The organism is Pseudomonas ceruminis (assembly GCF_021602025.1).
GTDB lineage: Bacteria > Pseudomonadota > Gammaproteobacteria > Pseudomonadales > Pseudomonadaceae > Aquipseudomonas > Aquipseudomonas ceruminis.
In genome coordinates, this window is the sequence record NZ_BQHW01000005.1 from 297,107 (window position 1) to 309,173 (window position 12,067).

Annotated in this window: 12 protein-coding genes; 11 read left to right on the plus strand and 1 reads right to left on the minus strand. The window is 63.4% G+C overall.

The annotated features are described in order from the left end of the window. The first annotated feature begins 50 nt into the window (after positions 1 to 50). Both orn and L6D80_RS08835 read left to right on the plus strand, forming a co-directional pair. A complete protein-coding gene (gene orn / locus L6D80_RS08830) occupies positions 51 to 593 on the plus strand; it encodes an oligoribonuclease (protein ID WP_176516709.1) in 543 nt (180 codons plus the stop codon). Positions 594 to 684: 91 nt separating this feature from the next. After that, positions 685 to 1,296 carry a trimeric intracellular cation channel family protein gene (locus L6D80_RS08835; protein ID WP_054900237.1) on the plus strand — a complete coding sequence of 204 codons (612 nt, stop codon included), beginning with the start codon at positions 685 to 687 and terminating at the stop codon, positions 1,294 to 1,296. Between the two features lie 47 nt (positions 1,297 to 1,343). Here L6D80_RS08835 and queG read toward each other — a convergent pair whose 3' ends face one another. Continuing rightward, complete coding sequence (queG, locus tag L6D80_RS08840) at positions 1,344 to 2,414, minus strand: tRNA epoxyqueuosine(34) reductase QueG (protein WP_176516707.1); 1,071 nt, start codon at positions 2,412 to 2,414, stop codon at positions 1,344 to 1,346. Between the two features lie 64 nt (positions 2,415 to 2,478). On the opposite strand from queG, the gene L6D80_RS08845 reads away from it, so the two are divergent. From L6D80_RS08845 to hflC, 9 genes are all read left to right on the plus strand, one after another. Then, positions 2,479 to 3,339, plus strand: coding sequence for an NAD(P)H-hydrate dehydratase (locus L6D80_RS08845; RefSeq protein WP_176516705.1), 861 nt, complete (start codon positions 2,479 to 2,481; stop codon positions 3,337 to 3,339). Continuing rightward, on the plus strand, positions 3,327 to 3,791 hold the full coding sequence (gene tsaE / locus L6D80_RS08850; RefSeq protein WP_054900234.1) for a tRNA (adenosine(37)-N6)-threonylcarbamoyltransferase complex ATPase subunit type 1 TsaE: 465 nt from the start codon (positions 3,327 to 3,329) through the stop codon (positions 3,789 to 3,791). The genes L6D80_RS08845 and tsaE overlap by 13 nt, the downstream gene beginning before the upstream one ends. A gap of 20 nt (positions 3,792 to 3,811) precedes the next feature. Beyond that, positions 3,812 to 5,245 carry an N-acetylmuramoyl-L-alanine amidase gene (locus tag L6D80_RS08855; RefSeq protein ID WP_054900233.1) on the plus strand — a complete coding sequence of 478 codons (1,434 nt, stop codon included), beginning with the start codon at positions 3,812 to 3,814 and terminating at the stop codon, positions 5,243 to 5,245. After that, the gene (gene mutL, locus L6D80_RS08860) at positions 5,242 to 7,140 is read left to right on the plus strand and encodes a DNA mismatch repair endonuclease MutL (protein WP_054900232.1); all 1,899 of its coding nucleotides are present in this window, start codon (positions 5,242 to 5,244) and stop codon (positions 7,138 to 7,140) included. Before L6D80_RS08855 ends, mutL begins: the two co-directional genes overlap by 4 nt. Before the next feature lies 1 nt (position 7,141). Beyond that, complete coding sequence (gene miaA, locus L6D80_RS08865) at positions 7,142 to 8,113, plus strand: tRNA (adenosine(37)-N6)-dimethylallyltransferase MiaA (protein WP_054900231.1); 972 nt, start codon at positions 7,142 to 7,144, stop codon at positions 8,111 to 8,113. 94 nt (positions 8,114 to 8,207) lie between these two features. Next, positions 8,208 to 8,468, plus strand: coding sequence for an RNA chaperone Hfq (gene hfq / locus L6D80_RS08870; RefSeq protein WP_003258160.1), 261 nt, complete (start codon positions 8,208 to 8,210; stop codon positions 8,466 to 8,468). 12 nt (positions 8,469 to 8,480) lie between these two features. After that, the gene (hflX, locus tag L6D80_RS08875; RefSeq protein ID WP_176516702.1) at positions 8,481 to 9,782 is read left to right on the plus strand and encodes a ribosome rescue GTPase HflX; all 1,302 of its coding nucleotides are present in this window, start codon (positions 8,481 to 8,483) and stop codon (positions 9,780 to 9,782) included. A gap of 96 nt (positions 9,783 to 9,878) precedes the next feature. Continuing rightward, positions 9,879 to 11,057: an FtsH protease activity modulator HflK gene (gene hflK, locus L6D80_RS08880; RefSeq protein WP_176516695.1), complete on the plus strand. Its 1,179-nt coding sequence runs from the start codon at positions 9,879 to 9,881 to the stop codon at positions 11,055 to 11,057. Beyond that, positions 11,057 to 11,926, plus strand: coding sequence for a protease modulator HflC (gene hflC / locus L6D80_RS08885; protein WP_054900228.1), 870 nt, complete (start codon positions 11,057 to 11,059; stop codon positions 11,924 to 11,926). The genes hflK and hflC overlap by 1 nt, the downstream gene beginning before the upstream one ends. The last annotated feature ends 141 nt before the right edge of the window (positions 11,927 to 12,067 follow it).

Below are 12,067 nucleotides of genomic sequence, written 5' to 3' on the forward strand. Positions count from 1 at the left end.
CAGGCCTCTGCCGCTAGGCTACTATGACGGCCTATACGAGGAGCCCTTTCATGCACAACCCACAGAACCTGATCTGGATCGATCTGGAAATGACCGGCCTGGATCCGGACCATGACGTCATCATCGAGATGGCCACCATCGTCACCGACAGCGAACTCAATACCCTGGCCGAAGGCCCGGTGATCGCCATCCACCACAGCGACGACGTGCTGGCACGCATGGATGAATGGAATACCCGCACCCATGGCGCATCAGGGCTGACCCAGCGTGTGCGCGAGAGCAAGGTCAGCATGGCCGAGGCCGAAGCGCAGACCATCGCTTTTCTCGAGCAGTGGGTGCCCAAAGGCAAGTCGCCGATCTGCGGCAACAGCATCTGCCAGGACCGCCGCTTCCTCTATCGCCACATGCGCAACCTGGAAAACTACTTCCATTACCGCAATCTCGATGTTTCCACCTTGAAAGAGCTGGCTGCGCGCTGGGCGCCGCAGGTGCGTGACAGTTTCAAGAAGGGCAGCACCCACCTGGCGCTGGACGATATCCGCGAGTCCATTGCCGAGCTGCGCCATTACCGCGAGCACTTCATCAAGGTGTGAGCCGCAAGGGCGCAGATAAACTGCCTGCGCCCCCTTTTGGTGCCCTGGGCAACTGGTTAGACTGCGCGCCTTTCCCGCACGGACCCGCGCCATGTTGTTGATGCTCTACCTTGTCGCCATCACCGCCGAGGCCATGACCGGCGCCCTGTCAGCCGGCCGCCGCGGCATGGATTGGTTTGGTGTGGTGCTGATCGCCTGCGTCACCGCCCTGGGGGGCGGCTCGGTGCGTGACGTGCTGCTCGGCCACTACCCGCTGACTTGGGTAAAACACCCGGAGTACCTGGTGCTGACCAGCTTTGCTGCGCTGCTGACGATTTTCATCGCGCCGATGATGCGCCGCCTGCGCTCGCTGTTTCTGGTGCTCGACGCCCTGGGGTTGGTGGCCTTTACCCTGATTGGGTGTATGACTGCGCTGGAGATGGGGCAGGGCATGCTGGTGGCGTCGATCAGTGGGGTGATTACCGGGGTGTTTGGCGGAATCTTGCGGGATATTTTCTGTAACGATATTCCGTTGGTGTTCCGCCGTGAGCTGTATGCCAGCGTGTCGTTCGCGGCCGCCTGGTTCTACCTGGGGTGCGTGTATTTCAAGGTGCCGGCTGAGCAGGCCATGCTGCTGACCTTGTTTGGTGGATTTCTGGTGCGGCTTTTGGCGATCCGGTTCCATTGGGAAATGCCGAAGTTTCACTACAACGACCAGCAGTGACATAGCGCAGGCTGCTCCGTAGCAACGCCTGCAAAAAGCCTGCGCCTTCAGGCCTGGCGCGCCTGGTGCTGCCCCAGGGCCCACTCCACATGCTCGCGCACCAGCTCCGACGGGTCCTCCCGTCGCGCTTTCAATGCCTCCAGCACCGGAATCGTCGAAGGCGCATTGCCCAGGCCCACCGCCAGGTTGCGCAGCCAGCGCTCATACCCCGCCCGCCGCAGCGGCCCACCCTCGGTCTTGCGCAAAAAGGTCTTTTCGTCCCACAGAAACATCTCGGCCAGTTCGGCATTCTCCAGGCCATGCCGCGGCTGGAAGTCGTTTTCCTGTGTTGGCCGGGCAAAGCGGTTCCAGGGGCAGACGATCTGGCAATCATCGCAACCGAACACCCGGTTGCCCATCATTGGGCGCAACTCGACGGGGATGGCGCCCTTGAGCTCGATGGTGAGGTAGGAAATGCAGCGCCTGGCGTCCAGCACGTAAGGCCCGACGAAGGCCTTGGTCGGGCAGATGTCCAGGCAGGCCTGGCAGCGCCCGCAGTGCTCGCTGGCATGGGCATCGTCCACCGGAAGCGGCAGGTCGACGAACAGTTCGGCCAAGAAGAAGTAGCTGCCCGCCTTGCGATTGAGCAGCAGGGTGTTCTTGCCGATCCAGCCCAGCCCGGCCTGCTCGGCTATGGCTTTTTCCAGCACGGGCGCGCTGTCGACGAAGGCCCGGTAGCCGAACGGGCCGATGTCTTCCTGAATGCGATCGGCCAGGTGCTGTACGCGTTTGCGCACCAGCTTGTGGTAGTCCCGGCCGAGGGCATAGCGTGACACGTAGGCCTTTTCTGGCTGGGCCAGGCGTTGTGCCATCTGCGTGTGGCCAGGCAGATAGTCCATGCGTAGAGAAACCACGCGCACCGTACCGGGGATGAGCTGGTCGGGATGGGCACGTTTGCTGCCATGTGCGCCCAGGTATTCCATCTCGCCCTGGTAGCCGGCCTCAAGCCAGCGTTGCAGGTGATGTTCGTGTTCGCCAAGGTCGACCCCGGCGATGCCAACGTGGGCAAAACCGAGTTCGCGGCCCCAATCCTTGATGGACAGGGCCAGTGCGGCGAGGTCAAGTGTGCAGGCGGACATGGATGGGCAGGCAATACGGGCTCAGGTGCGTATAATTCTGCCAGACATTGGAGCCTTTGACCCCATGCCCCAGACCAAACACCCAAGCCATGCCCCGCAACTGCTCAGCAGCGTGGCCGTCGCGCACCTGCCTGCAAGGCCCGCACATGCCCATAAAGGCGACTTTGGCCATGTGCTGGTGGTGGGCGGCGACCTGGGGACCGGTGGTGCAGTGCTGCTCAGCGCCGAGGCTGCCTTACGATGCGGCGCGGGGCTGGTCAGTGTGGCGACGCGGCCCGAACACGTCGCTGCAGGCCTTACGCGCATGCCTGAGTGCATGTGCCTGGGGGTCAGTTCGGCCAACCAACTGATAGGTGTGCTGGAGCGCGCCTCGGTGCTGGTGGTCGGCCCGGGCCTGGGCCAGGCCGCCTGGGGGCGTAGCCTGTTGTCGGCGGTAGCCAATGCCGAGCGGCCACAGGTGTGGGATGCCGATGCGTTGAATCTGCTGGCGCGCACACCGCTGGCATTGCCCAGTGGCAGTATCCTCACCCCACACCCCGGGGAGGCGGCGCGGCTGCTGGGTATCTCCACCGAGGCGGTACAGGCCGACCGGCCAGGGGCGGCGCGCAAGCTGGCGCGCCGCTATGCCAGCGTCTGTGTGCTTAAAGGGGCCGGTACGCTGGTGGCCGACCCTGCGGGCCAACTGGCCTTGTGCGAGCGCGGGCACCCGGCGATGGCCGGGGCAGGCTTGGGCGATGTGCTGACCGGCGTGCTGGCGGCGCTGCTGGCGCAGGGGCTGGATGCCTGGCAGGCCGCGTGTCTTGGGGTATGGCTGCATGCCTGTGCGGGCGAGCGCCTCGGCGTCAAAGGTAGAGGGCTGGCGGCCGGTGATCTGGCGCCGGTCATTCGTGAGTTGTTGGAGGAGCATTCTGCGTGTCTGGCATAACCCTGTTTCTGGCCGATGAAGCGGCCACTGTCGCATTTGGCGCAACCCTGGCCGAGGTGACCGGCGGTCACGGCGTGATCTTTCTCGAAGGCGACCTGGGCGCTGGCAAAACTACGCTGTCCAGAGGCTTGATCCGCGGCCTGGGCCATACCGGTGCAGTGAAAAGCCCCACCTTCACCGTGGTCGAGCCATACGAAATCGGTGAGGTGCGGGCCTTCCATTTCGACCTGTACCGCCTGGTCGATCCGGAGGAGTTGGAGTACATGGGCATTCGTGACTACTTCGAGGGCGACCCGCTGTGCCTGTTCGAGTGGCCACAAAAGGGGGCGGGCGTTTTGCCAAAGCCTGACCTGACCATTACCATAAGCCCCCAAGCGGGCGGACGCTCGCTGAACCTTTCGCCGCAGGGGGCTCGCGGCGAGGCCTGGTGCACTGCGCTGGCCAAACACTAAAAACAGAAAGTGGGGTAGGTATGCGCATACGCGCACTGGTCGCTGTCGTTGGGCTGCTGTTGACAGCGGTGACCGTTGACGCTCTGGCCGTCACTCAAGTCAAGAGCATGCGCCTGTGGCGCGCGCCGGACAACACGCGGCTGGTCTTTGACCTGTCTGGCCCCGTGCAGCATAGCGTCTTCACCCTCAGCGCACCCGATCGCCTGGTCATCGACATCAACGGTGCGACCCTGGCCGCGCCGCTGAACGTGTCCACCTCGAACACGCCGATCAGCAGCGTGCGCTCTGCTCAGCGTACGCCCACCGACCTGCGGGTGGTGGTCGACCTGAAGAAGTCGGTGACGCCCAAGAGCTTCACCCTGGCGCCCAATGCCCAGTACGGCAACCGCCTGGTGGTCGACCTGTACGATCAGGAGGCCGACGCCATTGCCGCGACTGCCCCTGCAACACCGCCGACGCCGGTGCAAACCCCCGCGACCACGCCGGCTGTTCCGGTGACCCCCACGCAGCCTGCGATCAAGCTGCCGCCGGTGCCCAGTGGCAAACGTGACATCGTGGTCGCCATCGATGCCGGCCACGGCGGTGAAGACCCGGGTGCCTCCGGCTCACGCGGCCAGCACGAAAAAGACATCGTGCTGCAGATCGCCAAGGAGCTGCAGCGTCAGATCAATGGCGAGAAGGGCTACCGCGCCGAGCTGACCCGTACCGGTGACTACTTCATCCCGCTGCGCAAGCGTACCGAGATCGCGCGCAAGAAAGGCGCCGACCTGTTCATCTCCATCCACGCCGACGCCGCGCCCTCGCGTGCCGCCTTTGGCGCTTCGGTGTTCGCCCTGTCCGACCGCGGTGCCACCTCCGAGACGGCGCGCTGGCTGGCCGACACGGAAAACCGCTCTGACCTGATCGGTGGTGCCGGCAACGTCAGCCTCGACGACAAGGACCGCATGCTGGCCGGGGTGCTGCTCGACCTGTCGATGACCGCAACGCTCAGCTCCAGCCTCAATGTTGGGCAGAAGGTGCTGGGCAACATGGGGCGCGTCACCTCGCTGCACAAGCAGCGCGTGGAGCAGGCAGGCTTCATGGTGCTCAAGTCGCCTGACATCCCGTCGATCCTCGTCGAAACCGGGTTCATTTCTAATAACAATGAAGCCGCCAAGCTGGCGACTGCCAGCCACCAGCAGGCCCTGGCCCGCTCGATACATACCGGTGTGCGCCAGTACTTCCAGCAGAACCCGCCGCCCGGCACCTACATCGCCTGGCTACGCGACAGTGGCAAGATCGCCCAAGGCCCGCGTGAACATACCGTGCGCCCTGGCGAGACCCTGGCAATGCTTGCGGTGCGCTACCAGGTCAGCGTGGCCAGCCTGCGCAGTACCAACAGCCTCAAAACCGATGAGTTGAAGGTCGGTCAGCACCTGGATATCCCTGCTACCACACTGGCCTCGCAGCAATGAGCGGCGGTTCGCGCATTCAGCTGCTCAGCCCGCGGCTGGCCAACCAGATTGCCGCTGGTGAGGTGGTCGAGCGCCCAGCGTCGGTGGCCAAGGAGCTGTTGGAAAACAGCCTCGACTCCGGTGCGCGGCGCATCGATGTCGAAGTCGAGCAGGGCGGCGTCAAGCTGCTGCGGGTGCGGGATGATGGCAGCGGTATCTCCGCCGACGACCTGCCATTGGCCCTGGCCCGTCACGCCACCAGCAAGATCCGTGAGCTGGAGGACCTCGAAGGGGTGTTGAGCCTGGGCTTTCGTGGCGAGGCCCTGGCCTCCATCAGCTCGGTGGCGCGCCTGACCCTGACCTCACGCACCGCCAGCGCCCCCGAGGCGTGGCAGGTCGAGACCGAGGGCCGTGACATGACGCCTCGGGTGCAGCCTGCGGCGCACCCGGTCGGGACCTCGGTGGAAGTGCGCGACCTGTTCTTCAATACCCCGGCCCGGCGCAAGTTCCTCAAGGCCGAGAAGACCGAATTCGATCACCTGCAGGAAGTCATCCGCCGTCTGGCCCTGGCCCGCTTCGATGTTGGCTTCCACTTGCGGCACAACGGCAAGAGCATCCTCAGCCTGCACGAAGCGCACGACGAGACCGCCCGTGCACGGCGGGTCGGTGCAATCTGCGGCCCAGGCTTCATGGAGCAGGCGCTGCCGATCGATGTCGAGCGCAACGGCTTGCGTCTATGGGGTTGGGTCGGCCTGCCGACGTTCTCGCGCAGCCAGGCAGACCTGCAGTATTTCTTCGTCAACGGCCGTGCAGTGCGCGACAAGCTGGTTGCCCATGCGGTGCGCCAGGCGTATCGCGATGTGCTGTTCAATGGCCGTCACCCGACCTTTGTGCTGTTCCTTGAGCTCGAGCCCAACGGGGTCGATGTCAACGTCCACCCGACCAAGCACGAAGTGCGTTTTCGCGAAGGGCGCTCGGTTCACGACTTCCTGTATGGCACCTTACACCGTGCCCTGGCCGATGTGCGGCCGGAAGATCAACTGGCCGCGCCCGCCACGGCCGCCGAGATCGTCCGGCCCACGGGCCAACAGGCGGGTGAGTTCGGGCCTCAGGGCGAGATGCGCCTGGCCTCGCCGGTGCTCGAGCAGCCCCAGGCGCAGCCACATTCGATTTCCAACGGTGGCAGTGGCGCGGGTTACCAGTATCAGTACACCCCGCGCCCCGCTCAGCCGCTGCCAACGGCCGAGGCGCAGGCGGTCTATCGCGAGTTCTACAAGCCACTGAACGACGGCGTGGCCGCGCCAGCAGCGCTGCCAGAAAGCCAGGGCGACATCCCGCCGCTGGGCTATGCGCTGGCGCAGCTCAAGGGTATCTATATCCTTGCCGAGAACGCCGTCGGGCTGGTCCTTGTGGACATGCACGCTGCCCACGAGCGGATCATGTACGAGCGGCTCAAGGTAGCCATGGCCAGTGAAGGCCTCAGTGGCCAGCCGCTGCTGGTGCCTGAAACGCTGGCGATGAGCCAGCGCGAAGCCGATTGCGCCGAAGAGCACGCCCAGTGGTTCCAGCGACTGGGCTTCGAACTGCAGCGCCTAGGCCCGGAAACCCTTGCGATCCGCCAGATCCCGGCCCTGCTCAAGCAGGCCGAGGCCAATCGCCTGGTCCAGGACGTGCTGGCGGACCTGATGGAATACGGCACCAGCGACCGCATCCAGGCGCACATCAACGAGTTGCTCGGGACCATGGCCTGCCACGGCGCGGTACGCGCCAATCGGCGCCTGACCCTCCCCGAGATGAACGCCCTGCTGCGCGACATGGAAAACACCGAACGCAGTGGCCAGTGCAACCACGGCCGGCCAACCTGGACCCAGATGGGCCTGGACGATCTGGACAAACTTTTCCTGCGCGGTCGATGACATGAGCGGCAAGCCCCCAGCGATATTCCTCATGGGCCCGACGGCGGCCGGCAAGACCGACCTGGCCATCGAGCTCACCAAAGCCCTGCCATGCGAGTTGATCAGTGTCGATTCGGCGCTGGTCTATCGCGGCATGGACATCGGCACTGCCAAGCCTTCCAGGGAAGTGCTGGCAGCCCATCCGCACCGGCTGATCGACATTCTCGACCCGGCCGAGAGCTATTCGGCCGCGCAGTTTCGTACCGACGCCCTGCAAGCCATGGCCGAGATCACGGCGCGCGGCAAGGTTCCGCTGCTGGTCGGTGGCACCATGCTCTATTACAAGGCGCTGATTGAGGGCCTGGCCGACATGCCGGCGGCCGATGCCGCAGTGCGGGCCGAGCTGGAAGCCCAGGCAGAGGCACTGGGGCTGGCCGAACTGCACCGGCAGTTGGCCGAAGTGGACCCGGTTTCGGCGGCACGCATCCACCCCAACGACCCTCAGCGTGTCATTCGCGCCCTGGAAGTCTACCGGGTAAGCGGCCAGAGCATGACAGCCCATCGCCAGCGTCAATTCGCGGAAAGTAGCGGCGCAGACGCAGGCGCTGACGGTCATTTGCCCTATACTGTCGCGAGTTTGGCGATTGCACCTACAGATCGTCACATTTTGCATCAGCGAATTGCGCTACGATTTTCGCAGATGCTGGAACAGGGCTTCATCGACGAGGTCCGATCGCTGCGAGCCAGAAGTGACTTGCACGCCGGGCTGCCGTCTATACGGGCAGTGGGGTATCGGCAGGTCTGGGATTACCTGGACGGCAAGCTGAGTGAGAATGAGATGCGTGAACGCGGTATCATTGCCACCCGGCAGCTGGCCAAGCGGCAATTCACCTGGTTGCGTGGCTGGCCCGACGTGCACTGGCTCGACAGCCTGGCCTGCGACAATCTGTCCCGCACCTTGAAATACCTGGGGACCGTCTCCATATTGAGCTGAGTCCCTGCTGATTGCCGTCTATTCTTGCGAAGGGGCGGCATAACTTATCGATTTCTTTGATTTTCTACTATTGATCCTTACAGGAGTGCGGCATATGTCAAAAGGGCATTCGCTACAAGACCCTTACTTGAACACCTTGAGAAAAGAAAAGGTCCCGGTTTCGATCTATCTGGTCAACGGGATCAAGCTGCAGGGCTCGATCGAATCGTTCGACCAGTTCGTGGTGTTGCTGAAGAACACCGTCAGCCAGATGGTCTACAAGCACGCCATTTCGACCGTGGTCCCTGCGCGTCCGGTTCGCCTGCCAAGCCCGTCCGATTCCGAACACGGCGACAGCGAGCCAGGCAACGCCTGATAGGAGCCTGCATTGTTCTTTGAGCGCCACGGTGGTGGTGAGCGGGCGTTGCTCGTTCACTTGGAAGGTCAGAACCCTGAGGCGCGCGAAGACCCGCAGGAGTTTCAGGAACTGGCATTGTCGGCAGGCGCCGACATCGTCTCGTTGGTCACAGTGGCTCGGCATCAGCCAACGGCCAAATACCTGATTGGCAGCGGCAAGGTCGAGGAATTGCGCGACCTGGTCAGCGCCGAACAGGTAGACCTGGTGATTTTCAATCACACGCTTACGCCCAGTCAGGAACGCAACCTCGAGCGTGTCTTCGAGTGTCGCGTGCTCGACCGTACCGGGCTCATCCTCGATATCTTCGCCCAACGGGCGCGTACCCATGAAGGCAAGCTGCAGGTCGAACTGGCCCAGCTCGAGCACATGAGCACGCGGCTGGTGCGCGGCTGGACTCACCTTGAGCGGCAAAAAGGCGGTATCGGCCTGCGCGGCCCAGGGGAAACTCAGCTCGAAACCGACCGCCGGCTGCTGCGGGTGCGTCTGCGCCAGATCAAGGGGCGCCTGGAGAAGGTGCGCAGCCAGCGTGAGCAGGCTCGCCGAGGCCGTCGCCGTGCGGACATTCCGTCGGTCTCGCTGGTGGGTTACACCAACGCCGGCAAGTCCACGCTGTTCAACGCCCTGACCGAATCAGAGGTTTATGCCGCCGATCAACTGTTCGCCACGCTCGACCCGACCCTGCGCCGGCTTGAGCTGAACGACCTGGGACCGATCGTGCTGGCCGACACCGTGGGCTTCATTCGCCACCTGCCGCACAAGCTGGTCGAGGCATTTCGGGCTACGCTCGAAGAGTCGAGCAACTCCGACCTGCTGCTGCATGTGATCGATGCTCATGAGCCAGAGCGCATGGAGCAGATCGAGCAGGTGCTGGCGGTATTGAGCGAGATCGGTGCCGAAGGCTTGCCGATCCTCGAGGTCTATAACAAACTCGACCTGCTCGAAGATGTCGAGCCGCAGATCCAGCGTGATGCCGACGGCAAACCGGAACGGGTCTGGGTATCGGCACGCGATGGGCGTGGCCTGGAGTTGGTCGGCCAGGCGATTGCCGAGTTGCTGGGGGATGATCTGTTTGTCGGCACCCTGTGTCTTGAGCAGCGTTTTGCCCGCTTGCGCGCGCAATTCTTTGCCCTGGGTGCCGTGCAGAGTGAAGAGCATGACGAGGAAGGGCGCAGCCTGCTGAGTGTGCGACTGCCCAGGGTCGAGTTGAATCGCCTGGTCAGCCGTGAAGGCATGGAGCCGCAAGTGTTTGTCGAGCAACACACTTTGCAATAAATGCCTGGCGAGGTCGCCGGGCAGCAGTGGCAGGCATTCTGTAGCATTGGACGGCGCGCCGTGGGCGCGTCTTTGCTTTATCAGATGGAGAGCGCTATGGCTTGGAACGAGCCGGGTGGCAACTCGAACAATCAGGATCCCTGGGGCGGTCGCCGTGGTGGCGGCGGCGGTGGCGACAAAAAAGGTCCGCCGGATCTGGACGAGGCCTTCCGCAAACTGCAGGACAGCCTGAACGGCATGTTCGGCAGTGGCAAGAAACGTGGCGGCGGTGACCGCAATGTCGGCAAGGGCGGCGGCTTCGGCCTGCTGGGCATCGGCCTGGCGGTGCTGGCTGCAATCTGGCTGTACAGCGCCGTGTACGTGGTCGACGAGCAGGAGCAGGCTGTGGTGCTGCGCTTCGGCAAGTACTATGAGACGGTCGGTCCCGGCCTGAACATTTACTTCCCGCCTATCGATCGCAAGTACATGGAAAACGTCACGCGCGAGCGTGCCTACACCAAGCAGGGCCAGATGCTCACCGAAGACGAGAACATCGTCGAAGTGCCACTGACCGTTCAGTACAAGATCACCAACCTGCAGGACTTCGTGCTCAACGTCGACCAGCCCGAGGTGAGCCTGCAGCATGCGACCGATAGCGCCCTGCGCCATGTGGTGGGTTCCACCTCGATGGACCAGGTGCTGACCGAGGGCCGTGAGCAGATGGCCGTGGATATTCGCGAACGCCTGCAGCGCTTCCTCGACAACTACCGTACCGGTATCACCGTTACCCAGGTCAACGTACAGAGCGCGGCAGCCCCGCGTGAAGTGCAGGAAGCCTTCGACGACGTGATCCGTGCTCGCGAAGATGAGCAGCGTGCCCGCAACCAGGCCGAGTCCTACGCCAATGGCGTGGTGCCGGAAGCCCGTGGTCAGGCCCAGCGCATCATCGAGGACGCCAACGGTTACCGCGATGAAGTCATCGCCCGCGCCAAGGGTGAGGCAGACCGCTTCACCAAGCTGGTCGGCGAATACCGCAAGGCTCCTGACGTGACCCGTCAGCGTCTGTACCTGGAGACCATGCAAGAGGTCTACAGCAACTCGAGCAAGGTCCTGGTGGCAACCAAGGACGGGCAGAACAACCTGCTCTACCTGCCGCTGGACAAGATGATCGAAGGCAGCCGCAACACGTCCGCGCCAACCAGCAGTGTGTCGCCATCGGCTAACGATGCGGCAGTACGTGCGGCGCAGGACCTGCAACAGCAACAGCAGCAGCTGCGTACTAGGGAGAGCCGCTGATGAGCAATAAATCGCTGATCGCCCTGATCGTCGCTGTGGTGTTGGCCGTGGTGGCCTGGAACAGCTTCTACATCGTGGCCCAGACCGAACGTGCGGTACTGCTGCAGTTCGGCCGCGTAGTCCAGGCGGATGTCCAGCCGGGGCTGCATGTGAAGGTTCCTTATGTGAACCAGGTGCGCAAGTTCGATGCACGCCTGATGACCCTCGACGCCCCGACCCAGCGGTTCCTCACCCTGGAGAAGAAAGCGGTGATGGTCGACGCCTACGCCAAGTGGCGCGTCAAGGATGCCGAGCGTTTCTACACCGCCACTTCCGGCCTCAAGCAGATCGCCGACGAGCGTCTGTCGCGTCGTCTGGAAAGCGGCCTGCGTGACCAGTTCGGTAAACGTACCCTGCATGAAGTGGTTTCCGGTGAGCGTGATGCGTTGATGGCTGACATCACCGCGTCGCTAAACCGCATGGCCAACAAGGAGCTGGGTATCGAGGTGGTCGATGTCCGCGTCAAGGCCATCGACCTGCCGAAGGAAGTCAACCGCAGCGTGTTCGACCGCATGAGCACTGAGCGTGAGCGGGAAGCCCGTGAGCACCGTGCCAAGGGTAACGAGCTGGCCGAAGGTATCCGTGCCGATGCTGACCGTCAGCGCCGTGTACTGCTGGCCGAAGCCTACCGTGAAGCTGAAGAGACGCGTGGTGATGGCGACGCCCAGGCGGCTGCCATCTATGCCAAGGCCTACACCCAGGACGCCGATTTCTATGCGTTCTACCGTAGCCTGCAGGCATACCGCGAAAGCTTCTCCAGCAAGAGCGACGTGCTGGTCCTGGATCCGAAGAACGAGTTCTTCCGCTTCCTGGACAAGAGCAAGCCCTGATGCTCTGATCGGGAGCCACCCCGCCTGGCAGCTAAAACACCAGGCGGGGTGCATCCTGATTGAAAAGGGGTGTATGATGAGGCAGCCGGGAAATTTCCCGGCTTTTTTGCGTCTGCAAGGTTGATTGGCAAACCGCCGGTT

Bases quoted from the DNA above. Each gene is read 5' to 3' on its own strand.
- hflC (WP_054900228.1), top strand. From the start codon at position 11,057: ATGAGCAATAAATCGCTGATCGCCCTGATCGTCGCTGTGGTGTTGGCC.
- mutL (WP_054900232.1), top strand. From the start codon at position 5,242: ATGAGCGGCGGTTCGCGCATTCAGCTGCTCAGCCCGCGGCTGGCCAAC.
- hfq (WP_003258160.1), top strand. From the start codon at position 8,208: ATGTCAAAAGGGCATTCGCTACAAGACCCTTACTTGAACACCTTGAGA.
- queG (WP_176516707.1), bottom strand. From the start codon at position 2,414: ATGTCCGCCTGCACACTTGACCTCGCCGCACTGGCCCTGTCCATCAAG.
- L6D80_RS08845 (WP_176516705.1), top strand. From the start codon at position 2,479: ATGCCCCAGACCAAACACCCAAGCCATGCCCCGCAACTGCTCAGCAGC.
- miaA (WP_054900231.1), top strand. From the start codon at position 7,142: ATGAGCGGCAAGCCCCCAGCGATATTCCTCATGGGCCCGACGGCGGCC.
- L6D80_RS08835 (WP_054900237.1), top strand. From the start codon at position 685: ATGTTGTTGATGCTCTACCTTGTCGCCATCACCGCCGAGGCCATGACC.
- orn (WP_176516709.1), top strand. From the start codon at position 51: ATGCACAACCCACAGAACCTGATCTGGATCGATCTGGAAATGACCGGC.
- hflK (WP_176516695.1), top strand. From the start codon at position 9,879: ATGGCTTGGAACGAGCCGGGTGGCAACTCGAACAATCAGGATCCCTGG.
- L6D80_RS08855 (WP_054900233.1), top strand. From the start codon at position 3,812: ATGCGCATACGCGCACTGGTCGCTGTCGTTGGGCTGCTGTTGACAGCG.